At 53.3% G+C, this 20,910-nt stretch carries 17 protein-coding genes and 1 CRISPR repeat array; of the genes, 8 read left to right on the top strand and 9 right to left on the bottom strand.

Features of this window, described 5'->3' with window-relative positions; genetic code table 11:
• Window positions 1-246 precede the first annotated feature (246 nt).
• The gene (locus VFA09_14205) at window positions 247-1,923 is read left to right on the top strand and encodes a hypothetical protein (GenBank protein ID HZU68425.1); all 1,677 of its coding nucleotides are present in this window, start codon (window positions 247-249) and stop codon (window positions 1,921-1,923) included.
• Between the two features lie 72 nt (window positions 1,924-1,995).
• Window positions 1,996-2,940 carry an NAD(P)-dependent oxidoreductase gene (locus tag VFA09_14200; GenBank protein HZU68424.1) on the top strand — a complete coding sequence of 315 codons (945 nt, stop codon included), beginning with the start codon at window positions 1,996-1,998 and terminating at the stop codon, window positions 2,938-2,940.
• A 1-nt stretch (window position 2,941) separates the two neighbouring features.
• Here the strand turns inward: VFA09_14200 and VFA09_14195 are convergent, their stop codons facing one another.
• From VFA09_14195 to VFA09_14180, 4 genes are all read right to left on the bottom strand, one after another.
• Window positions 2,942-3,577 carry an ERG2 family protein gene (locus tag VFA09_14195; protein HZU68423.1) on the bottom strand — a complete coding sequence of 212 codons (636 nt, stop codon included), beginning with the start codon at window positions 3,575-3,577 and terminating at the stop codon, window positions 2,942-2,944.
• Window positions 3,578-3,601: 24 nt separating this feature from the next.
• A complete protein-coding gene (locus VFA09_14190; protein HZU68422.1) occupies window positions 3,602-4,051 on the bottom strand; it encodes a nitroreductase/quinone reductase family protein in 450 nt (149 codons plus the stop codon).
• 201 nt (window positions 4,052-4,252) lie between these two features.
• Complete coding sequence (locus VFA09_14185; protein HZU68421.1) at window positions 4,253-4,897, bottom strand: DoxX family protein; 645 nt, start codon at window positions 4,895-4,897, stop codon at window positions 4,253-4,255.
• A gap of 183 nt (window positions 4,898-5,080) precedes the next feature.
• Window positions 5,081-6,358: a DUF4010 domain-containing protein gene (locus VFA09_14180; GenBank protein HZU68420.1), complete on the bottom strand. Its 1,278-nt coding sequence runs from the start codon at window positions 6,356-6,358 to the stop codon at window positions 5,081-5,083.
• A 241-nt stretch (window positions 6,359-6,599) separates the two neighbouring features.
• Here VFA09_14180 and VFA09_14175 point away from each other — a divergent pair, with 241 nt between their 5' ends.
• Window positions 6,600-7,397, top strand: coding sequence for an anti-sigma factor (locus VFA09_14175; GenBank protein HZU68419.1), 798 nt, complete (start codon window positions 6,600-6,602; stop codon window positions 7,395-7,397).
• Window positions 7,398-7,444: 47 nt separating this feature from the next.
• Here the strand turns inward: VFA09_14175 and VFA09_14170 are convergent, their stop codons facing one another.
• Both VFA09_14170 and VFA09_14165 read right to left on the bottom strand, forming a co-directional pair.
• The gene (locus VFA09_14170) at window positions 7,445-8,347 is read right to left on the bottom strand and encodes a hypothetical protein (protein ID HZU68418.1); all 903 of its coding nucleotides are present in this window, start codon (window positions 8,345-8,347) and stop codon (window positions 7,445-7,447) included.
• A gap of 41 nt (window positions 8,348-8,388) precedes the next feature.
• The gene (locus VFA09_14165; GenBank protein HZU68417.1) at window positions 8,389-9,294 is read right to left on the bottom strand and encodes a hypothetical protein; all 906 of its coding nucleotides are present in this window, start codon (window positions 9,292-9,294) and stop codon (window positions 8,389-8,391) included.
• A 261-nt stretch (window positions 9,295-9,555) separates the two neighbouring features.
• On the opposite strand from VFA09_14165, the gene VFA09_14160 reads away from it, so the two are divergent.
• On the top strand, window positions 9,556-12,324 hold the full coding sequence (locus VFA09_14160) for a DNA methyltransferase (protein ID HZU68416.1): 2,769 nt from the start codon (window positions 9,556-9,558) through the stop codon (window positions 12,322-12,324).
• Window positions 12,325-12,360: 36 nt separating this feature from the next.
• On the opposite strand, the gene VFA09_14155 is transcribed toward VFA09_14160, so the two are convergent.
• Both VFA09_14155 and VFA09_14150 read right to left on the bottom strand, forming a co-directional pair.
• Window positions 12,361-14,790 carry a transglutaminaseTgpA domain-containing protein gene (locus VFA09_14155; GenBank protein HZU68415.1) on the bottom strand — a complete coding sequence of 810 codons (2,430 nt, stop codon included), beginning with the start codon at window positions 14,788-14,790 and terminating at the stop codon, window positions 12,361-12,363.
• Between the two features lie 330 nt (window positions 14,791-15,120).
• Complete coding sequence (locus tag VFA09_14150; GenBank protein ID HZU68414.1) at window positions 15,121-16,506, bottom strand: MFS transporter; 1,386 nt, start codon at window positions 16,504-16,506, stop codon at window positions 15,121-15,123.
• Window positions 16,507-16,845: 339 nt separating this feature from the next.
• Between VFA09_14150 and VFA09_14145 the strand changes: the two genes are divergently transcribed.
• From VFA09_14145 to VFA09_14130, 4 genes are all read left to right on the top strand, one after another.
• Complete coding sequence (locus VFA09_14145) at window positions 16,846-17,136, top strand: GlsB/YeaQ/YmgE family stress response membrane protein (GenBank protein ID HZU68413.1); 291 nt, start codon at window positions 16,846-16,848, stop codon at window positions 17,134-17,136.
• Between the two features lie 263 nt (window positions 17,137-17,399).
• Window positions 17,400-17,693 carry a GlsB/YeaQ/YmgE family stress response membrane protein gene (locus tag VFA09_14140; GenBank protein HZU68412.1) on the top strand — a complete coding sequence of 98 codons (294 nt, stop codon included), beginning with the start codon at window positions 17,400-17,402 and terminating at the stop codon, window positions 17,691-17,693.
• 166 nt (window positions 17,694-17,859) lie between these two features.
• On the top strand, window positions 17,860-18,420 hold the full coding sequence (locus VFA09_14135) for a GNAT family N-acetyltransferase (protein HZU68411.1): 561 nt from the start codon (window positions 17,860-17,862) through the stop codon (window positions 18,418-18,420).
• A gap of 193 nt (window positions 18,421-18,613) precedes the next feature.
• Window positions 18,614-19,204 carry a hypothetical protein gene (locus VFA09_14130; GenBank protein HZU68410.1) on the top strand — a complete coding sequence of 197 codons (591 nt, stop codon included), beginning with the start codon at window positions 18,614-18,616 and terminating at the stop codon, window positions 19,202-19,204.
• Window positions 19,205-19,430: 226 nt separating this feature from the next.
• On the opposite strand, the gene VFA09_14125 is transcribed toward VFA09_14130, so the two are convergent.
• The gene (locus VFA09_14125) at window positions 19,431-19,790 is read right to left on the bottom strand and encodes a hypothetical protein (GenBank protein ID HZU68409.1); all 360 of its coding nucleotides are present in this window, start codon (window positions 19,788-19,790) and stop codon (window positions 19,431-19,433) included.
• A gap of 391 nt (window positions 19,791-20,181) precedes the next feature.
• A CRISPR array of direct repeats spans window positions 20,182-20,736; the repeat unit is 37 nt; unit sequence GTTTCAATCCCCAACGGGCGTCTCAGGCCATTTAGCC.
• Between the last annotated feature and the right edge of the window lie 174 nt (window positions 20,737-20,910).

The following is a 20,910-nucleotide window of genomic DNA, read 5'->3' as shown; positions in this document are numbered from 1 at the left end:
GCCATTTTTGAGGGGGAGAAATCATGCAGAGAGGAAATCTGAGCGTCACCACTTCAAATCACCTCATATTGTTTCATTATATTTCAAAAAATATCATCTTATTGCTTGAATAAAATAGAGAATATGTTTATAATTTCCTTGCAATGCTCGTTTGCTTTGTGAGGGCAAGGGATGGCTCTTATCCCGGCTGGAGTTCATGCGCTACGCCCCTCTCGTTTTGTGATGAAGAAAGGATTGACATGCTTTATGTCAAAAGACCGCATGATTCTCTGGCCCAAAAACGGGCCTTTTTCGTCTCCCGGCGCTCTCTTTATAATAAGAGCGGGCCTTCTCCTTCTCATGCTCGCGGGAGCAACAGGACTAACAAGTACGGCTTATGCTCAAGCAGGTGCCGCACCAGGCGCCTATCACCCGGCGCCATCAAACACAGCCGTGCTAACCAACAAGTATGACACCTATCGCACAGGCGAAAACCTGAATGAAACCATCCTCACTACAGGCAATGTCAATGTGAAGCAGTTCGGCAAAAAACTCTCGTACCCGGTTGACGGGCAGGTCTATGCGCAGCCGCTCTTCGTGCCCAATGTCAATACCGGTGGCAGCCTGCACAACATGGTCATCGTAGCGACCGAACATGACAGTGTCTACGCCTTCGATGCCGACCAGAATCTGCTGTTGTGGCACGCCAGCTTTATCAATCCTCCCGCTATCACCCCCATCCCCAGCAGCGATACGGGTTGCGGCGACCTCACACCGGAGATTGGCATCACCAGCACGCCGGTGATCGATGCCAATGCCAACATTTTGTACGCGGTGGCCGCGACTAAAGAACACGGTCAATACTTCCAGCGCCTGCACGCCATCGATATCACGACCGGTAACGAGGTGAAACAGCCGGCAACGATTGCCGCGAAAGTTAAGGGCAGCGGCGATGGCAGCATCAATGGGCATATTACCTTTAATGCTTTGCGCGAAGGCCAGCGTGCCGGCCTCTTGCTGCTGAACGGCGTGGTTTATATCGCCTGGGCCTCACACTGCGATATCGGCCCCTATCATGGGTGGGTGATGGGGTATAATGCTTCCACTCTCAAGCGCGTTGCCGTCTATAACGACTCTCCAAACGGTTCCGAGGCAGGTATCTGGCAAGCCGGCGGTGGATTGGCCGCCGATAGCAATGGCAACATCTACTTCATGTCCGGCAACGGCACCTTCGACCTTAAAGGAGGCGGAAAGGATGCCGGAGATAGCTTCGTCAAATTGAACTCACAAAATTTATCGGTTGTGAGCTACTTCACGCCTTTCAATCAATTATGCCTTGAGCAGCAAGATACTGACCTGGGTTCAGGAGGGCCACTGCTGCTGCCTGCCGAGAACGAGATCATCAGCGCCGGAAAAGAAGGACGCATCTACGTCGTCAATAGTCAATCGATGGGAGGATATCATTCGATCCAGAATCCTTGTAGCAAGCAGTACCGCACCAATGTGGACAGAATCGTGCAGGAATTTGCGCCTGGAACCATTGGCGGTCTCTTCAGCACGCCGGCATACTGGAACGGCTCCAATGGGGAATATGTCTATTTCGGCGGAAATGGCGATTCGGTGAAGGCGTATCAATTGAGTAACGGGCTGCTCTCGAAGAGTCCTACATCGCGCACGCCAGAGAGCTTCGGCTTCACGGGCGGCAATACCGTCATCTCCAGCAATGGCGCGACTCCTGGCACAGGCATCCTCTGGACGCTTGATCCCAACGCCATCCTGCACGCCTACGATGCCACCAATCTGGGCACCGAACTCTACAACACGAACCAGAATCCGGGCCGTGATGGACTACCCAGTTATGTCAAATTCTCGACACCAACCGTTGCCAATGGCGAGGTCTTCGTGGGCACGCAAGGGAGTCTGGAGATTTACGGGTTGCTGTAAACTCTCTCCCCTCGTCCTGTGCTATACTGTCAAAGACAATGCTTGAGGTAAGACAGGATAGGATGGAACGAGATGAAGATTTTACTGACCGGCGCTTTTGGCAATATCGGGATGAGTACGCTGCATGAGTTATTGCGCCAGGGACACGAAGTGCGTTGCTTCGTATCCAGGCGCAAGGCTCATGCACGCACTGCCAGGCGTTTCGCGGGCAGGATAGAATTGATACAGGGTGACATCCGGCAACCGGCGGACGTGTCGAAGGCAGTGCAGGATCGAGACGCGATCATTCACCTGGCCTACATGCTGCCGCCATACAGCGAGGAACATCCTGAGCTCGCGCATCAGATCAATATTGGCGGAACGCGCAACCTGCTCGTCGCTGCTCGCAGCTTATCCAGACCGCCCAGGTTTTTCTTCGCATCCAGTTTCGATGTCTTCGGCTATACGCAGGAGCAACCCCCGCCACGCAGAATAACCGACCCGGTTCAGGCGACGGACCACTACTCGACACACAAAATTGCCTGTGAGGAGATGGTCAAGACATCTGGCCTCGAGTGGAGTATCTTCCGTTTTGCCGATGTCCCGCCGCTGAGCCTGCGCAGCCCGCATCCTATCATGTTCGAAATTCCTCTTGTCACACGCTTCGAGGTCGTTCACACCTACGATGCGGGCATGGCAATCGCCAACGGCATCCGTTGCGAAGAGGCCTGGGGCAAAACGCTGCTCATCGGCGGTGGCCCCAGCTGCCAGATGCTCTACCGCGACTACCTGGGGCGCATGCTGGAGATGATGGGCATCGGCATGTTGCCGGAGAGCGCCTTTGGCCACAAACCCTATTGCACGGACTGGCTTGATACAGAAGAGAGCCAGCGCCTGCTGCACTACCAGCGTTATTCGTTCGACGACATCATGCGGCAATTGACGCGCATCGTCGGCTATAAACGCTATCTCACGCGCATGGTACGTCCCGCCGCCCGCTGGTGGATTTTGCGCATGTCGCCCTATTACCACAGGTAACTTATCCCCGCCGCCGCCCTCTTTTGCCTCTGACACTCCATAAGAGCAGGACGGCGGCGGCAAGCGAGCCGAGCGCCATCTTCTGGCCTCTTGACATCTGGCGACCGGTAAGCGAAAAGTAGATGACGACCGTCTGGATGGCAGTTTTGAAATCGTGCGTGCTGGTCAGGGCATCGGCAAGGCCGAATGGGAGCAGCGTCGGCAGGGGGCCACGAGCGTATTCAATCATCCACACGTGATCTGGATAATGCATTCCGGCGCTTTGCCCCTTGCCGACAAAGATATGATCCCCCGGCGTATAGACATCGCGCGTAAACTGGCCCTCGGTATAGTACCAGGCCTCGCCATCGAGCACGGTATCATAAAATTCGACCAGGTGACGCCCGGTATGTCCCTCGCTTCCAATAGGTGTGCCCCAGAGCATGATGTATTCTTTCGTCGAGGCGTACAGCAGCTTCATTTCGAGCATCACGCCGCCCGCGTTATTGAAGATCCAGGGCTTAGAATCATCTATCATGCCTGGATAGCGTTCCGATAATTCGGCGCTAATATCCGCAAACATCTGCTCCAGCGGCTTCCCCAGATGTTTGAGGCTGATTTCGTGAATGACTTGCGGATCGAATACATAGTTGGCCATACGCAACGTTTCTCCTTGATCTGATCAACCATGCTCTTCTCCAGGAAGAGGCTTGAGAATAACGATGGGAAATACACGCGAGGTATACTTTTGATAGTCGGCATATTGAGGACGGATTTGCAATAGTCGCTGCCAGAGGCGTTGCCGTTCCTCCACACCAACCGTTTCCGCGATCACCTCGCGCCTGGTGCGCCCATGTTGAATCCAGACGCGCGGGTGTGCCTGTAAATTCAGATACCAGGCAGGAAGCTGCGGGGAGCCATTATTGGAGGCGCAGATAACCAGGTTTTCTCCATCGCGAAAATATAAAAGTGTATGCGTGCGCCGCTTGCCGGTTTTGCGTCCAATGGTGTGCAGCAGGAGCATCGAATAGCTTAACTGCTTTTCGCCCAACCGCCCGCCGGTGGACCAGTAGAGAAACTGGGTCACCTTGTCGGCGGCCAGCATGACGGCGTTGGGAATGTGCCAGCTCAACCTGTTTGTTGCCTCTTTTCTCTTTGATAGAACACTTTCTATTGTGCGCTCTCATTGTTGAGCGTGTCAAATGAGCAGAAGGATACTTACCTCTCTCCCATAGAAAAAACCAGGTGGCCGGAAAGCGGAAGAAAGCTTTCCGGCCACCCGCCTCAATTCGAGATAGCGTTATACTCCCCGGTTACTTCAACTACCCTACTGTCAGGCTGCCTTCTCTTTTGGAACTGCTTTGCCACCTTTGGCCAACCTGCCCGTCCAGGGAGTGCCCAGCAGTGGGAGCAGAAGACTATCGACGCCGTAGTAGCCCGCCACTCTCCAGGCCAGTACGATGAACAAGGCCAGCGTGCCGATGATCGGATTAATGCTCACCGCACCTGCCAGCATGAAGTTCAGGTTCATGAATACTCCGAAGAAGGCCGCTATACCGGTCAATACGCCGAAGATCAAACCAAGTCCCACCAGGATTTCCCCGAAGGTGACGACGTAGGCGAAGACACCCACATTTGGCAGGACGAAATGCTGCAGGAACGAGGCATACCAGCCTTGCACCGGCGCATACGATCCATTCGCCTGGGCAATCGCTCCCATAATAAAGCCTTTCAGACCGGCTCCCGCGTGGGCATTAAAGACCCAGGGCGTGCTGACTACTTTACTGAACGAGGCTCCAATCGTGAAGTCGCGCCCGGTCAACTTCTCCAGCCCGGCGGTCAACCACTGATAGCCAACATACACACGGACGATCAGCCAGAACCAGGCCATGCGCGTATCCGCAAAGAGGAATTTCGCAATCGGCGGCTCAGGAATATGGGTCGAATCTTTGGGATGAATAGTGCTTACGATACTCATGATCTCTTGCTCCTTTATTTATCTCTTGCAGGCGGAATGTGCCTGTTTTGTGGCCTCACCCTGTTTCGTGAGGTACTCTTTGTTTGCTTTTCTTCCGCCACTTACAGGATAAGGTTTGGAGATCACGAACTCATCACCGGACGAGGTAAAACTATCACGGGAACATCACAGAAATTCTTTTCCTCATCCAAAGATGACGAGCAGTACAAGAGCTATTACCCCCACTGCGATAACCGGCAGCGTCAACAGCGCCATACGCAGCGCTATCTGTCGCTGGCGCGAAACCACAAGAAAGATGGCCACATTCTCTACCAGTCCCATTAGCGTGGCGGCGAAGATCACCGCGGCCACAGGAGCAGGCGCGAGCAGGTGCATGCTGGCATGATTTCCGATGAGGATAGATGAAGAGGTGGCGCTGATCAATGCCCCGACGATGGCGACGACGATGAAGCCTACCGCGCCAAAAAAGTGCTGCCCAATACCGCTGAAGACGGTCAGCAAGAAGAATAAGAGAGCAAAAGTGAGTACATAGCGCAGGTCAAGCGGCGACATGAGGGGCGCCTTCTGGGGAGATGTGAATTCGGATGCCTTCTCCTTGCCTGTTATATGCAAGCGGAGCCAGGCAATGAGCACGACGATTCCCGCGACCAGGATCATTGGCCCAAGTACGACCGCGGTAGCGACGGCGGCCTGCAGTTCGGCGGCCCATGAAAAGAAGATAACCAGTACGGCGTTGCGCAACATCATGGCCAGGTCTGCCAGGATCAGGTTTGTAGGAGCCCGGATGGCAGAGGCTCCTTTATCACGCTTGAGTTCCTCGGCCAGGAAGTGAGAGATGGCCGCGCTGTTGACCAGCCCGCCAAGCAGCGCGCTATAGGGGATGCCCCTTGGCCCCATGAGGCGCAGGAGGATGTAGTTGAAGAAGTTAAGGGCGCATACGATGATGACCGTTAGCCAGATGGCATGTGGATTGACGATGCTGAGCGGGCCAACATTCTGATCCGGCAGCAAGGGATAAACGACGACGGCGATGAAGGCGAGCAGCAGTGCGCCGCGAATTTCGGGCACCGTTAGCTTGCTGGTGAAAGAAATAAGTTCGGTCTTCCACGACAGCAGGGCAGCGATGACAATGGCGCACCCAAAAGCAAGGAAGAAGTAGCCTGCTCCTACCAGGATGCCAAGTACATTTGTTGCCGCTAATGCCAAAGATGTGGTAATCTGCAAGGGTTGGCTTTGTGTCAGCGAATAGAGATTCACAAGGATGATCGCGACCAGGACAGCGCTGACTTCGATGAAGCCCAGCGTGGGCGAGACGATCCAGGCCAGCGTACCGAGCAGCGTAGCAATAGCGAAACTTCTGACGCCGGCTTCTTTATGTGCCCATTCGCGTTCGAGGCCGATGAGCAGACCGATGGCCGCTGATGCCGCGACTTTTTCAGCGAGTAGGAGTGATGTATCCATATGTACCGGAAACCTGAGAGTTTGAGGGGTTCATTACCCTGTTTACCCATTATACGCTATGAAGTACCAGAGCGTGATAGGTGACCTGCCCTCACCTTCAAAAGATACGATAGTATCATTACACGTCATAACGTATGCCTGAGTTTTGGTAGCATATAGCAGGGCTATAAAAGGTAATCTGGTAAGCACCTCTTTTCGTAGTACAGTGCAAATGGAGAGACAGAATGGAGCATGAGGGCATATGACCTGTGAAGAATTTGAAGAGCTTTCGGGCGCATTTGCGTTAGATGCTGTGACTCCCGAAGAACGCCAGGCGGCGCGAGAGCACCTGGCGGGATGCGTGAAATGCGCGCATCTCTACGAGGAACTGCGCTCCGTCGTGGATCTGCTGCCATTGTCTGTCACGCAGGTAAATCCGCCGCCAGAGGCAAAAGACAGGCTGCTGGCGACTATTCGCGGGGAACAGGATGTTCCTCCGCTAGAGAGAGGCGGCCAGGTGCGGTCTGCCCGCGCTATTGGGGCGAGACGATGGAGCCGGCGCCTGGCAGGTATCGCAGCGGCAGCGGTATTGATGCTGGCCCTGCTGGGCGGCATGACGGCCTGGAATATTTCGTTGCAGCATACCGTGGCATCTCTTCAACAACAAAATGGCGCTCTGGCGCAGGAGGTGAATGGGCTCCGGCCCGAGGTGGCCGAATCATATATTCTCACCGGTAGAACTCCATCTACTCAGAATGCTTCGGGCAAACTGATCTACCTGCCGAAGCAGCACCTGACGATTTTGATTATGCAGGGACTGCCAAAACTACAGGCCCAGCAAGTGTACCAGGGCTGGTTGATTCAAAACGGCAGGACGGTAAACATTGGCCTGCTCTCGGTTCAGAATGGTATTGCGAGCGTAGACTTTCCCGGCGATATTAGCAGCTATTCAGCGGCAGCCGTGAGCCTGGAGCGCGGCCCAAACGGCAGCAAAAATGCCCCCGCCGGGCCGGTCGTGGCATCAGGCCAGTTGAGCCATCCCGTGTTAGTCATGGTGTAGAGACGGATTAAAAGATAATTGGGGCCGGATGAAATAATTACATGCCATTATCTGTCCCTACCCCGTCGTAAACGATAGATGCTCCCACAAACTGCCAGCGCGCCCAGAATGGCACAACCCAGGATGATCCATATATACTGCCCTACAGTCCATAGGATATCTTGATTGCCATCTATACCCAGACTATCGTTCAGGCAATTTGCCGCGGCAGGGTAACCATTTTGCCCGGCGCCCGCACCTGGACCTCCTCCGCTGGCCGGAGCCTCGATACTACCGGTTGGCGTCACTGTCGGGCTGCCACCTGGAGTTGACGTGGCCGTAACAGAAGGCGTGACGCCAGGCGAAGGAGTTACAGTCGGACTGGACGTAGGTGTGCCGGTCGGCGTAACGCTGGGAGTGGGCGAGGCTGTTGGTGAGGGCGGCACTGTCGGCGTGGGCACAGGTGTTGATGGAGGCGTGGTATTCACGACCGGCGACACGGAGATGATGGGGGGGGTGGGCTGCGAACCCTGTTGTGTGGGTACAGGTGTGGGCGTGCCCGGTTGCTTACCCTTGCCACCCTGTCCACGCGTTGGCGTCGGACTTGCGGGTATGCCACGCGAACCGGTCATTGTAGGAGTGCCGCTACAGGTTGTTACCGTGCTGGTAATCATTGGCGTTATTGTCCCCGGAACTGTAGCTATCGCGGGTATTGTCGATTGAGGAGTCGCGGTACTTAAGGTTATTTGATGAGCGCCTGCTTTGCCATTGCCATGCGAGTTTTTCCCTGAATGTTGCAAGGAGGGCCATATGCCGCCAATCGTAACCAGAAGTAGGGATATACTGGTGCAAATGAGGAGCAAAGCCAGCACAAGCGGTATCGCTTTGAAGCGACGAGGACGCGCCAGCGCGTAGTGGGCTACATTCCTGCGGAAAATGAGATTCCAGAGAGCCATGAGCGTATCTATCATTTTTCTACCCTATCCTATTCTTCCCCCGTATTACAGAGCAATCACAAAAGTTGCTCGTGATATGACACGGATTGTTGCAAGCGGTGCAATATTGCTTCCATGTACAGCGCGCACTCGATGGGTTGGGGCACTGTAAAGATGACGCGTTTTTGCCAATGATCGGCTTGAAATGCGACGGCGGTGCGCAGGCGCGAAAAGTGCAATAGGGAGTTATACTCCAGCACAATTTGATCGTTACGCCCGATATAGATCATGCGCCTGTTCGTGAGTATGAGCATGCCATGGTCTCGCTCCGGGTAGTAACCGGCGGGGTGCTTGCGAATCTCCTGTTCTAGACCGGCGCGCTCACCACAAAGAGTGGCACTGGTGCTGTAATGAGCATATTCGCCAGGCAGCAATCGTACAGGGACGCGCACAACAGGCAGGCTTATATTTGTTTTGATCATTTCAAGGCGGTCTGCCGGAGGTTGAGCTGGTGCCGCAATCCTTTCGTGTTCCCAATCGGCTGTGGAAACATCATCGTGCGATGCGATGTCAGACCCGGGGCGAAACGCGGGAAATGATTCAGCAGAGGGTGTTCCCGCGGTTGCCTGGGCTTCTATTGCGGGGGACAGGCACCAGGCGCTGTCTCTACAGGACGCGGCGCTGTAATCGGTGACCTGCCTGCTATCTTCATACCATGTTTTCAAGTAGTCGGCGGCTTCCCGGGCCTCATTAATGGCGGCAATGCCACGCAGGACGAGGCGTTTGCGGGCAAAACGCAATTCCAGCCGCGCCGACTGAATGCCCAGAAAACCATGATACACCAGGTTGACGTGTGTGAGGTCCTTTAAGTCATAGGATTCACCATCGACATCGAGACGATTGCGATACAGGCGAAAGGTTCGACCCCAACCAAATGCGCACGCGACAAGCGGACGATCTTGTGCCACCCACTCCTCTTCCATCGCTCCCCACCTCTGGCACCTTTATGGATGCCCAACCGCTACATTTCAACACGCAAGCAAGATATATATAGCAATATATCTTCCAATTAGATGAGACGAAAGGCATGCATGGATGTAACGTTGATTGATACATCCATGCATGCCTACGCATGTTACTTGAGTTCTACGCGCCACTTTGCTATACTCATGCCATCCTCAATCATGAAGTAGCTCAGGTGCAGGACAGAACAAAAGCGGTGAGAGTAGACGGAAAAAACGTAGATGGCAACCAGCACAAGCGTTCACACGGCAGTGATGGTTGAGCGCGCGGCGAGGGTCCTTGATGTCGAGCGCGTCACGCGGCGCTTCTACGACCGGTTCAAGCTCGAACGCGACGCCTTCCTCAAATTTATCCAGGGCATTCCCTCAAAAGAAGATCGCGAGTGGTACGCCTCGCTGATGCTCAATCGCCTGATGTGCATCTACTTCATCCAGCGCAAGGGCTTTCTCGATACGAAAACGCCGGGCGCGCTGGATGGCGATCCCCATTACCTGTCCAATCGCCTGAAATGGGTGCAGCAGCAGTGTGGAGAAGACCAGTTCCATAGCTTCTATCGCTATTTCCTGCTCCCGTTGTTTCATGATGGGCTGAGCAAGCGCGAGCGCTCGCCCGAACTCGAGGTGCTGCTGGGCAACATTCCCTATCTCAACGGCGGCCTGTTCGATATCCACACGCTCGAACGTAGCTATCCCGACCTCAACATTCCAGACGAGGCATTTGAAAAACTGTTTAGCTTCTTCGACGATTATGATTGGCGCCTGGACGACCGGCCACTGCGCAACGAGAAAGACATCAACCCCGACGTGCTGGGCTACATCTTCGAGAAAGACATCAACCAGAAGCAGATGGGCGCCTACTACACCAAAGAGGACATTACCAGGTACATCAGCAAGAATACCATCATCCCCTATATCTTCGATGCCGCCCAGCAGCAGTGCCCGGTGGCCTTCAACTCCGATGGGCCGGCCTGGTCGCTGCTGCGCGCAGACCCCGACCGCTACATCTACGAGGCCGTCAAAAAAGGCAGTGATTTGCCGCTGCCCCCTAAAATCGAGGCCGGCTTGCATGATGTGGCACAGCGCGACGAATGGAACAGGACAGCGCCGGAAGAATATGCCCTGCCCAGCGAAATCTGGCGCGAGGTGGTGGCCCGGCACAATCGCTACCAGGAGGTGCGGGCGAAGCTGGCGGCGGGCGAGATCACCTCGATCAACGACCTGGTGACATACAACCTGGATATCGTCGCCTTCGCCGGGGATGCCATCAGCAATTGCGGGGAGTCCGACCTGCTGCGCGCCTTCTATGAGAGCATTCGCAGCGTCACCGTGCTTGACCCGACCTGTGGCTCCGGCGCCTTCCTCTTCGCCGCGCTCAACATCCTGGAACGTCTTTACGAAGCCTGCCTGGAGCGCATGCAGCAGATGATCGATGAGCGCGACCTGCTCGATGCCGCTCTACTCGCCAACAAACGCCAGCAGCATCCCCGGCTGGACTATTTCCGCGCCATCCTGCGCGAGATTGCAAGCCATCCCAGTCGCACATATTTCATCTACAAATCCATCATCATCAATAATCTCTACGGTGTCGATATCATGGAAGAGGCCACCGAAATCTGCAAGCTGCGCCTCTTCCTCAAGCTCGTCTCCCAGGCCAGCCAGTTCAACGACATCGAATCGCTGCCCGGCATCGGCTTCAACATTCGCGCCGGCAATACACTGGTGGGCTTTGCCTCGGAAGAAGAGACAAAGCGTGCTATCGAGGGCAAGACCACCGGCAAGGGCAGCACCCGCGAAGAAAGGGCTTTCCAGAACCAGGTGATCTTTGATGATCGCCTGGAGCAGAAAGCCCAGGATCAGCCTTTCCACTGGTGGGTTGAGTTTTATGGCATTATGAAGCGTGGCGGCTTCGACGTAATCATTGGGAATCCGCCATATGTGGAGTATGGCAAGGTTCGAGGGTTATACACTATTCAGCAGTATATGACTGCATCTTGTGGGAATCTCTATGCTTATACCGTAGAGCGTTCACTGAAGTTACAACATCGACATAGCAGATTTGGAATGATCGTACCGCATTCGGCATTTTGCACCGACAGGATGGAGCCATTGATGGATTTGTGCATTCATTCTTGCGTAAGCATGTGGATATCCACCTATTGTATCCGGCCTGCTAAGCTTTTTGCCGGTGTTGATCAGCGGCTTGCTATTTTTGTGAGTGAACCTGGCGCTGGTCCGGCGGTACTCTATTCTACCCAATATCATCGCTGGCAGGAGGAGGCGCGACCAGCCTTATTCACTACATTGGAATACAAAGATGTGACGGGTGTAGCTTTTCATAACTCGATACCGAAGATTCACACTGCTAGCGAAAAGAACATCTGGAAGAAATTAACTACTTTCAGAGAACTCTTATCTCAGCTTTCAGATACAGGAACACCTGTTTTCTTCCACAATGCTCCTCGTTATTGGATCAGGGCTATGACTTTTGCGCCTTACTTTTGGAATGAGCGCGACGGTGAGCAAATCTCCTCACATGTAAAATCTCTGCTCCTATCTGAGAAGATAGACAGCGATGTAGTGGCAGGGGTGATGAACAGCAGCCTGTTTTACTGGTGGTTTATTGTCCTATCAAACTGCCGCGATCTGACGATGCGGGAAATAGAGCATTTCCCACTGGGATTGGATTCCATGCGAGAATGCGACAAGCAGGTGCTCGCATCAATTTGCCAGAGACTGATGGATGATTATAGGAGGCATGCGGTACGCAAAGAGGCACAGTATAAGGCTACCGGGAGAGTGATCTATGATGAGTTTTATCCCAGGCACTCCAAGCCCATCATCGACGAAATAGACCGCGTTCTTGCGCAACACTACGGCTTCACCGGTGAAGAACTGGACTTCATCATCAATTATGATATCAAGTACCGTATGGGGCAAAACCAGGATGATGAGGGCGAGGAGCAGGCTGGACTTTCTAATCTCCGTATATGAAAATCGGCACGTTTTGCTCGCCTTTCCTCACGCGGGTCACTTTCTCCCAATCCTGGCCAGTCGCCTGAAGAGGGATCGCAGCAGGCTGTTGCGCAAAGTGGGCCAGAGCTTCTCGATATCCTCAGCTTCCGCGGCCCGCGGCGCCTGGTGAGCAGGGGCCCAGCGCTCGCGTACGAAGAGTTCAGCGAGGCGGCGCAAGGGCGTCCTGGCCTGCGGATAGTGGCGGCTGAGGGTACGGGTGTATTCGTAAGGCGTCTGCCATGGCTGGGGCGGCATACCCGCGAGACTGGCAAGCCGCGAAAGGCGCCAGAATATGCTGGATATGGTCGTAACGCCGGCAGCGGTAACGCGCCTGTACCTGGCTATTGCCAGCAGCAGCATGAAGAGCGATGCCAGCAGGATGAGTATTGAGAAGCCCAAAAAGAGACCCTGCGTCTCCGGCTTAGCGCTGGAATTGCCTCCCGAACCGGAAGAGGCCGGTGTGGGAGTATGATGCTTGCCCGGAGTAGAACCACCGGTAACCGTGGGCGTTGGCGTAGGCCGGTGCTGCGTTGGCGCGGGCGAAGGGATCGGCTGTGGATTGGCAGCCCCGTTGAACGAAAAACCGGGCGTTGGATCGAAGTTGATCCAGCCGAAACCGGGGAAATAGACCTGCACCCAGCTATGGGCATCAGTGCCATCTACTACCCATGCTTTACGGGTGGAATCGTAATGCCCCTGGCTAAAGCCATTGACCACGCGCGCGGGCATACCCAGCAGGCGAGCCATAATAGTCATCGCCGTGGCATAGTAGGTGCAGTAACCACGGTGGGTCTGCAACAGCCAGTCCACGGCATCCACGTTACTGGGAACCGGGGGATTGCTGACCGAGTACGTGAACTGCGAGGAATTGTTCAGATGTTGTTCCAGCATCAGAGCCGCGTCATACTCATTTGTCGCGCTCTGCGTCCAATTTAGAGCCGTCTGAAAGACGGCCCGCGAAAGATCGGCGGGGGTCTGCAAATAATAATTCTGGAGTTGTTGGAAGTATCCATCGCTCGCCCAGAAATCCTGGTTATCCTGGTACAATGGCACGGTCGATAAATCCGTCGCTCCTGCCGTTGAGACCATAGAAACCGCTGTATAATGCTCGCCCGCGGTCAGGGGCGCCCGCTGCGTCCAGGCAGTAGTGAGGTTAGACCCATTGTCATAAACGATGGTATCTACGTTAAAGCTCTGCGGATCGGCGGGCGCGAAGATATAATGCTTCGTCCCTTCAGGTGGAAGCAATACTGTTACCGAGGTGGTGACCTGCTGATGAGTACCATTGCCGGAATCATCAAATGGTAAGGGACTGTTGGCGGGATAAAGCTGCGCCTGGCCGGGAATGCTGCTTGTCCAGATATGCCCATCGAAGTGATCGTAGGTGAAGCCTTCCAGGTATTGCGACTGTTGCTGGGCCGTGCTGCTATAGTAAAGCACCTCGCCGCTGGGCAAATTGACGTTGCCTGTAATGGCAAGCGTATCGCCAAAAAAGTTGGCCGGGGCTTCGTAGGGCGAAAATAACTGACCCGGCGCGCTGAGAGAGAATTGCCCACTGGTTATGTTCGTCCAGGCGTTATCCAGCATGTTCCAGAAAGAGACGCCGGATGCAGGCTGGGCCAGGACCGGCAGGATTGAGGCAGCGAGCAGCGCCAGCAACGCAAAGACCGCGGGAATCTGCACGAAGCGGCGCGAGATGTTCCGCAGCCAGGTGCGATCGGTATGCAGCCCATCATTCATCCACTGGTTCAATTGATTGACGAGGTGAATGCGCGCGATCAGCAGTATCAAGGCCCCCAGCATGACAATGACCAGCAATGAGAGGTCCTGCTTGACATAGTTGAGGTTGACGAGCATGATGGCGCAGTAGACCAGCGCCACCAGCCAGGGCAGGTGCGCGCGGTAGATCAACCAGGACCCAAAATAGCCCAGGAAGAAGCAGAGGAACGAGAGGTAAAAGAGAAAGACCATCGCGCTGCCGGGAGAGACGGCGGATGTGAAGCCCCCGCCGATCACGGAGCGTAAATTTTCGAGTAATAGCAGCCACGAAATATGATAGGCCAGGACGCTCGTCAGCCAGATGGACAGCCAGTGGCCCGCGAGACAGGCCGCGAGGTGCAGGATGGCCTGCGGAAAGCGGTGAATTTTCGCCACCACCAGCCCCAGCAGCAGTCCGGCGGCCGTACTCCAGAAGAGTATGAAGCTGTGACTGACCCAGTTCGCGGCGACAATCGAGAAGACAACGCAATAGACGGATACGGCCAGTAATAGCATAGCCAGCCAGCCTTCAGCCGGTACCGGGATGATCGACGATTTTGTTTCATATCTGGGCGGCTTCGGCATGCGCTGCTGAGGATAGGGAGGACGTATATCTGATCGAGGCGCATTACTACTACGAGTCCCAACGCCGCGTGGGTTTTGAGGCTCAACTACACTGGACCGCATCAACAGGCTCCTCTATAGCCACAGGTTTACCTTCTCTGGCACCCTGAGCTGGCTTCTAGTTCATCAAGGGTATCGCTCTCTTGCCCCTATCAGGCAAGACAATAGCAGTAGAAACATACGATGCTTCTTGCTAGTATACGACACAACTCACAAGAAGGCTATGCAGTAGTTCACAATTTCGCATCCCGGTGGTTCAGACCGCGTTCAGTTTAAGGCAGGGCTTATGGCCCGGTGAAAATGGGACTCCCACCCATTTCGACAGGCAAAAATGAGTACAGGCCTTTCTTTTAAAAAGACGAAAGGGTGAACCAATTTGTTGCATCTTACCCCTTATTCCTTTTTCACAGCCTGATTTTCAATCGCACGAGGGCTTCTCAGCTGGCTACCAAAAAATACGAGCAACAGGCTGGCGGCCAGCACAAGGCAGAACGCTCCGAAGACAAAGGAGGCGGAAAGACTGACATTGGACTGCAACCATCCACCAGCAGAAGGCCCGATGCTATATCCAATGCTCCAGGTGACCGAATAGAAACCTGACAGCGTCGCCCTGTGGCGGTCTGAGACCTGTTCCATAGCAAAAGCGGCATAGACGGGTTCTATCAAGGTACGCATAAGTGAACGCGTGTACTCGCCACCTATTGCTACAGGTAACGTGGGGGAAAAACCTATCAGCACCATCAAGGGCGCGCTGAGATACTGTACAGAGGTGATGAGGCGTAATTTACTCCAGCGTTTGACAAACAGGGGCGCAGTCAGTGAGAAGACGCCACCGGTCAGACCCGAAAAGGTGAAAATGAGACCCAGGGGGCCTGGTAACAGGTGGAAGCGTAAGATGAAAAATAGCTGCATGAGCGCAACAACAGCGCCCTCGCCCATGGTAAAAAGGAGGTCAGGCACCAGTAATTTCGCGAACAGCACAATGGGCAGTCGCTCTCGCTTTTTATGGAGCACCGTTTCAACCACCGGCTCGCCAGTGCGCATGGTTTCCTCTAAGACCGCCTTCTCCGTTACGTTGCTCGCTGTTTTTGCCCTGGCTCGCTTTGGTTCGCGCAACAACCAGAGGGGAAGGCCAAAGACAAAGGTAAAAAGCGCGGCAGCAAACACTCCCCAACGCAGCGCGATCGTACTGGCAGCAGAAACATGCAGCAAACCGGCCACAAATTCGGGCAAGCCGCCACCTAGCAGGTTGCCGAAAGCGCCAACACCAAGCAAGAGAAAGCTATTCAGTGCAAACACACCGACGCGCTGCCTTTCGGTCGTGCTTTCGGTCAACAGCGGCAGATTCGTCACCCAGTAGGCGGTGGAGACGACGCCTTGCATAAAAGCACAGAACAGCAACCAGAAAGGGGCGGCGACCAGCCCGCAGAAGGCGAGAAAGAGCGGCGTGAGGATGGCCGTCAATACCAGCACCGGCTTGCGTCCGATACGATCTGAAAGCATCCCAACGGGAACGGCGCTGACCAGCGCTCCCAGGGCGGGCATGGCATTGAAAACGCCGATGAAGTCGGGACGGTAGCCCAGGCTATGCACATAGTAATTGAGCGTCAACGCGCTTATGCTGAGTTGGAACCCTTTCCCCAACGTGAAAAGGAGCAACAGATAGACATTTAATGGCAAACGCGACAGCGATAAACCAAAACGAGGCTTTCGTGATACCCGTGTATCCGCCGCCACTATCTCCGGCGTTGTCTCCGGGGAATCGGGCACGAAGGACATAATGAATACTCCTGCTTACTGCAAACGTGTATGTAGTAGATAGAGTACCATATCGCCCCGGCGCGAACAATGGACAAAAGGACAGGAGGGCAGGCGAGCTAAACGCTATTTACACTATTGATAGAAACTTAAAAAGATTAACACTAGTTTGGAGCTTACTTAACGTTTTTATTGTTGACTTGCCTTATGGAATCAATCAGGTTAATGTATTATCAGCAAATGCGTAAAGTTCGGAGGATTGGTGAAGATTGCTTAGGCAATTTTCGAGTAGAAATAATCGTTGCTCGATATCAGCATTTGCGAAAGTATCGACTAGAGAATAGTTAGGAGGATTTTACAATGATGGTTCTTGCAGACCTTAGTGTTGGTGCCGTGATCTGGTGGTTAGTAGTAGGGTTAATCGCAGGTTTTCTTGCCAGCCTGGTAATGCGCGGCGGCGGCTATGGTATCATTGGTGATATCATTGTCGGCATCATCGGCGCGTTCATCGGTGGCTGGCTGTTCAGCCTGATAGGTATAGGAACAGGCGGATTTATCGGGAGCATCATCGTCGCCTTCATCGGCGCGTGTATCCTGATTGCTATCCTGCGCCTGATCAGTGGCAGTTATGGACCACGACGCACGCTATAATGGATGGTAGGGAGAAGTAGCGGGGTAAGCACGAATGCCTGCTCAGGATAGCGGGGATGCCCAATTCGTGCAAAACGTGGAGGGCGGCTCAAACAAGTTGAGCCGCCCTCCCATATTTTTTGGCAAAAAGAAACAGGTTGGCGTGAGCGAGGTACACACAACTCCAGAGCTTCTTCTACGTACTAATGATGGTACGTCTAGCGTTTGCTCAATAACAAAAAAGTAAACAGAATAATAATAAGAAGCAAAAGGAGATGCATACTATGACAGTTCTAGCCACTACCGTCACTTTCGCCATAAATGATCTGCTCACCTGGCTTGTTGTCGGCCTGATCGCAGGCTTTCTCGCCAGCGCCGTCATTCGCGGTCGCGGTTACGGCTGCATCGGCAACATCATCGTCGGGCTAATCGGAGCTGTAATCGGGGGTTTTCTGGCAGGCCTGCTGAATATTACGGGCACCTTTCATTTTTGGGGCACCGTCATTATCGCCTTCCTTGGAGCGTGCATATTAGTGGCAATTTTGCAGGCCTTTAGCGGCGGGCCGAGTAGGAGATAGCTCCTTATATCCCAAATAAGACGTGGTCGTTGAAGTCCCACTAGAGTAAGGTACCGGTTGGGTTCCGGCATTTCCCGGCATCGGCCTGGTGCGGTGTGGTATAGTGACCAGGTACAGGTCATCCTGCCATCAAACACAGCGATGGTAACCATCTCTATGAGAAGCGATGCGAGATTCGATACAGATCAGACCAGCCGTGCCGGTCGATGCTGAGGTAGCGGCAGTCTTGCTTTACTCAGCATACATACATACACAGGTCACCTATCCTCTGGGCACAGAACACGAGAGCGGGTGGAGCGAGCGTTTGCGGCACTTCTTCCGGCAGGAAGGCGATCGTTTCAGCTATCAAAACGTCCAACTCGCTGAACATGGCTCGGAGGTGGTCGGACTGGTTTTGAGCTTTGGGGGACGAGACGAGGTACGGCTGAATGCTGCCGTTGGAAGCTGGCTCGAACGCGAGGCGGAGGACGATGAATGGTATGTTGACGCGCTCGCTGTATTCAAAAATTGGAGTCGGAAGGGAATTGGCACGCGCCTGCTGCAAACAGCGGAGCAGCTGGCAGGTCAGCATCACTATTCCAGGATCGCGCTTAATGTCGCCGAGGGGAACCAGAAGGCATTGGAGCTGTATACGCACCTGCACTATGTAGTCACCCGGCACACCATCCTCTACCAACGGCGCTACCTGCGCATGGTAAAGACATTGGAGAACGGGGAACAGGGATAGGTTCTCATCAGTTCCAGGCAACCTGACCGCACTGTATCAGAGAAGAACATGGAAATATGCTCTTTTCACCTCATCTGTAGGAAAGACTGGAAAATAAACGAAGATGAACAATGAATGGCCCATTGCGAGACCGCATTGATTATGCTATGCTCCCAAAAGATACAATCAGAAGTTCTGTGAGAGGAATAACGGGATGATGAATAGCACATTTGACTGGGATGAAGTTGATGCGCTGATCACGTTTTTACGCGCACAAGGAATTTTCTATCTCATAGGAAATGGTTCGGCGGTGAATGAGGATCATGAGGACGTGGACCCGGTTGACCTTATTCAGCGACTGGCAGCGTGTGGCTATCCACTCGTCGAGAATGCGAGTATTTCCCTGTTCATCTTACATCCAGAGCTTGCGCCTGCTGTTGTGGAAGCACTTCAGCGCAGTCAAGGTGGAATTGCTGAAAATATCGCGGTTGTCACACTTGCTACACTCTATCTTCAGCAGTGGTGGTTCTTCCGTCTGGCATTTGCGCTTGGTTGCCTCCCCTCTTTTCCCGAAGCACCTTTTGCTGCTCTATGGGAAGAACGTCATTTGCCGCCGCCATCAGTGGGTTATGGATTAACCGGACTACTAACACTCCAGGAGTATCAGCAGGAGAGGTACGCTGTTCCTCTCAATTTTCTTGACGATTGGCAGAATCAGATCAATCATTTGCTCATGCAGGAGGAAGCCCATCAGCGTGAATTGTCTGATAATTTGAGGAAAGCGCTCGTGCAACTGAGTGCCTGAGGTAAGAAAGAAGTGTCATTATGAGCATGCGACAAAAGGTGGGGCAACAGGAAATTGAACACTTTCTTATCCAGGTTGGTCGAACACGGCAACCTGGACGATTATATCTTACAGGTGGAGCGGCATTAACAGTTTTCACAGCACTATCAAGCTGTTCGGCAACTTTTGTGAGTAGTCTAAGTCGTTTGAAAAATGAGATTGCCAAAGCGGTTAGGCCCTAATTATGTCAGGCATTTGGCCAATGAATCCGAAACTCTGCTAACTCGTCTTCATAAAAAACAGCGCTTCTCCCATATTTTCCTGAACCCTGTTTTGCGTGATTTACTGCACTTTGATAATTGTGTTTCGCCATGAAAAGACGAGCTTGTTTATCACTATATACACTTGCCGCGAGTTCATCAACCTTCCCTTTGATGTGTTCTGTATATGCTAAATCATCAGCGTCTGAGTCAATAATGATGTAATTAAGCAGCCTATACACCTCGCCGGCAAGCTTCCCAAACTGGCTTTCGGAAGGCTTAGTACAATATAACTCATCTTTTATTGCTTCTGCTTGCTTCAGAACTTGATAAATGTAGTCTTCCATTGGTTTTCTCCTTTCCCCTGCATGATAGTCTGAATAGAACTACTACAATTCACAGAAACGGTAAGAATTTTGAATTCCATAGTATGGCAATAAAGGGGTTCAATTCCCAATAGGCTTCCCAGGCTAGTTAGTCATTTTCAAAGCAGTACCGGGATAATCAAAAGTAATCCAATTATGCCACCCACGATGAGAGGGATAAAAGAACTTAGTAGGGCGGCAATCAATGCACTAAAGATAATTATATAAACACCAAGAGAAGGTTTTTCTTTGCGTCTAAATCTTCTTTCTTGTTACTCGAAAGCTTTTTCCCAAAAACTATTTATCTGCTCTCGATCTGGATCAAGGTAGAAACGTTTGTTGTTTCCCATGTCTTAAATCCCCTATGAGTTTGTTGCTTTCCTTCAACGGGCGTCCCAGGCCATTTAGCCGGGCATTAGATCCCGACTACGCCACAGATGGGAAATAGTTTCAATCCCCAACGGGCGTCTCAGGCCATTTAGCCGACAAACCGACCTTGCCACCGCAATTTGCAGAGATGGTTTCAATCCCCAACGGGCGTCTCAGGCCATTTAGCCTTGCTCTTGCCCTTGCGTTTCGAGCCCGCCTTTCCTCGTTTCAATCCCCAACGGGCGTCTCAGGCCATTTAGCCGCTGTAAATGATGAGCCATCCTGCTTTTTACGTGGGCGTTTCAATCCCCAACGGGCGTCTCAGGCCATTTAGCCGCCCCATTGAATAACATTGGTGCTGGTCAACTCTACTCGTTTCAATCCCCAACGGGCGTCTCAGGCCATTTAGCCTTATAAAAAAACTTTCTGAAAATTATATAAAATTATCGTTTCAATCCCCAACGGGCGTCTCAGGCCATTTAGCCCTCCCAAAGAAACAGGTGAACCCCAACGGTACAGTACGTTTCAATCCCCAACGGGCGTCTCAGGCCATTTAGCCGCTGGGATGCCAAATATATCTTCTGGTTCATCCTCACTACAGTTGCACTTGCAAAATCCCGGGAAGAGTCCCGGGATGCCTCTCTGTTGCTCATTGTACTCTCTGCTTCTGGTTCCGTCAACGGCCTCTTCCCGGGATGCTCTCACATCTCGTGCGTTTCTCAGCTGGATGTGA

The sequence above is a fragment of the Ktedonobacteraceae bacterium genome (genome assembly GCA_035653615.1).
In the GTDB taxonomy this organism is placed as follows: Bacteria; Chloroflexota; Ktedonobacteria; order Ktedonobacterales; family Ktedonobacteraceae; genus DASRBN01.
Note: the sequence above shows the minus strand (reverse complement) of the source record. Positions and strands in the feature narration are given on the sequence as shown.

What these genes read in the sequence shown, in the direction of transcription:
- VFA09_14150 (HZU68414.1), bottom strand. Translation starts at nt 16,506, where the DNA reads ATGTCCTTCGTGCCCGATTCCCCGGAGACAACGCCGGAGATAGTGGCG.
- VFA09_14175 (HZU68419.1), top strand. Translation starts at nt 6,600, where the DNA reads ATGACCTGTGAAGAATTTGAAGAGCTTTCGGGCGCATTTGCGTTAGAT.
- VFA09_14125 (HZU68409.1), bottom strand. Translation starts at nt 19,790, where the DNA reads ATGGAAGACTACATTTATCAAGTTCTGAAGCAAGCAGAAGCAATAAAA.
- VFA09_14160 (HZU68416.1), top strand. Translation starts at nt 9,556, where the DNA reads ATGGCAACCAGCACAAGCGTTCACACGGCAGTGATGGTTGAGCGCGCG.
- VFA09_14195 (HZU68423.1), bottom strand. Translation starts at nt 3,577, where the DNA reads ATGGCCAACTATGTATTCGATCCGCAAGTCATTCACGAAATCAGCCTC.
- VFA09_14130 (HZU68410.1), top strand. Translation starts at nt 18,614, where the DNA reads ATGATGAATAGCACATTTGACTGGGATGAAGTTGATGCGCTGATCACG.
- VFA09_14200 (HZU68424.1), top strand. Translation starts at nt 1,996, where the DNA reads ATGAAGATTTTACTGACCGGCGCTTTTGGCAATATCGGGATGAGTACG.
- VFA09_14145 (HZU68413.1), top strand. Translation starts at nt 16,846, where the DNA reads ATGATGGTTCTTGCAGACCTTAGTGTTGGTGCCGTGATCTGGTGGTTA.
- VFA09_14170 (HZU68418.1), bottom strand. Translation starts at nt 8,347, where the DNA reads ATGATAGATACGCTCATGGCTCTCTGGAATCTCATTTTCCGCAGGAAT.
- VFA09_14135 (HZU68411.1), top strand. Translation starts at nt 17,860, where the DNA reads ATGCGAGATTCGATACAGATCAGACCAGCCGTGCCGGTCGATGCTGAG.
- VFA09_14205 (HZU68425.1), top strand. Translation starts at nt 247, where the DNA reads ATGTCAAAAGACCGCATGATTCTCTGGCCCAAAAACGGGCCTTTTTCG.
- VFA09_14180 (HZU68420.1), bottom strand. Translation starts at nt 6,358, where the DNA reads ATGGATACATCACTCCTACTCGCTGAAAAAGTCGCGGCATCAGCGGCC.
- VFA09_14155 (HZU68415.1), bottom strand. Translation starts at nt 14,790, where the DNA reads ATGCGGTCCAGTGTAGTTGAGCCTCAAAACCCACGCGGCGTTGGGACT.
- VFA09_14140 (HZU68412.1), top strand. Translation starts at nt 17,400, where the DNA reads ATGACAGTTCTAGCCACTACCGTCACTTTCGCCATAAATGATCTGCTC.
- VFA09_14185 (HZU68421.1), bottom strand. Translation starts at nt 4,897, where the DNA reads ATGAGTATCGTAAGCACTATTCATCCCAAAGATTCGACCCATATTCCT.
- VFA09_14165 (HZU68417.1), bottom strand. Translation starts at nt 9,294, where the DNA reads ATGGAAGAGGAGTGGGTGGCACAAGATCGTCCGCTTGTCGCGTGCGCA.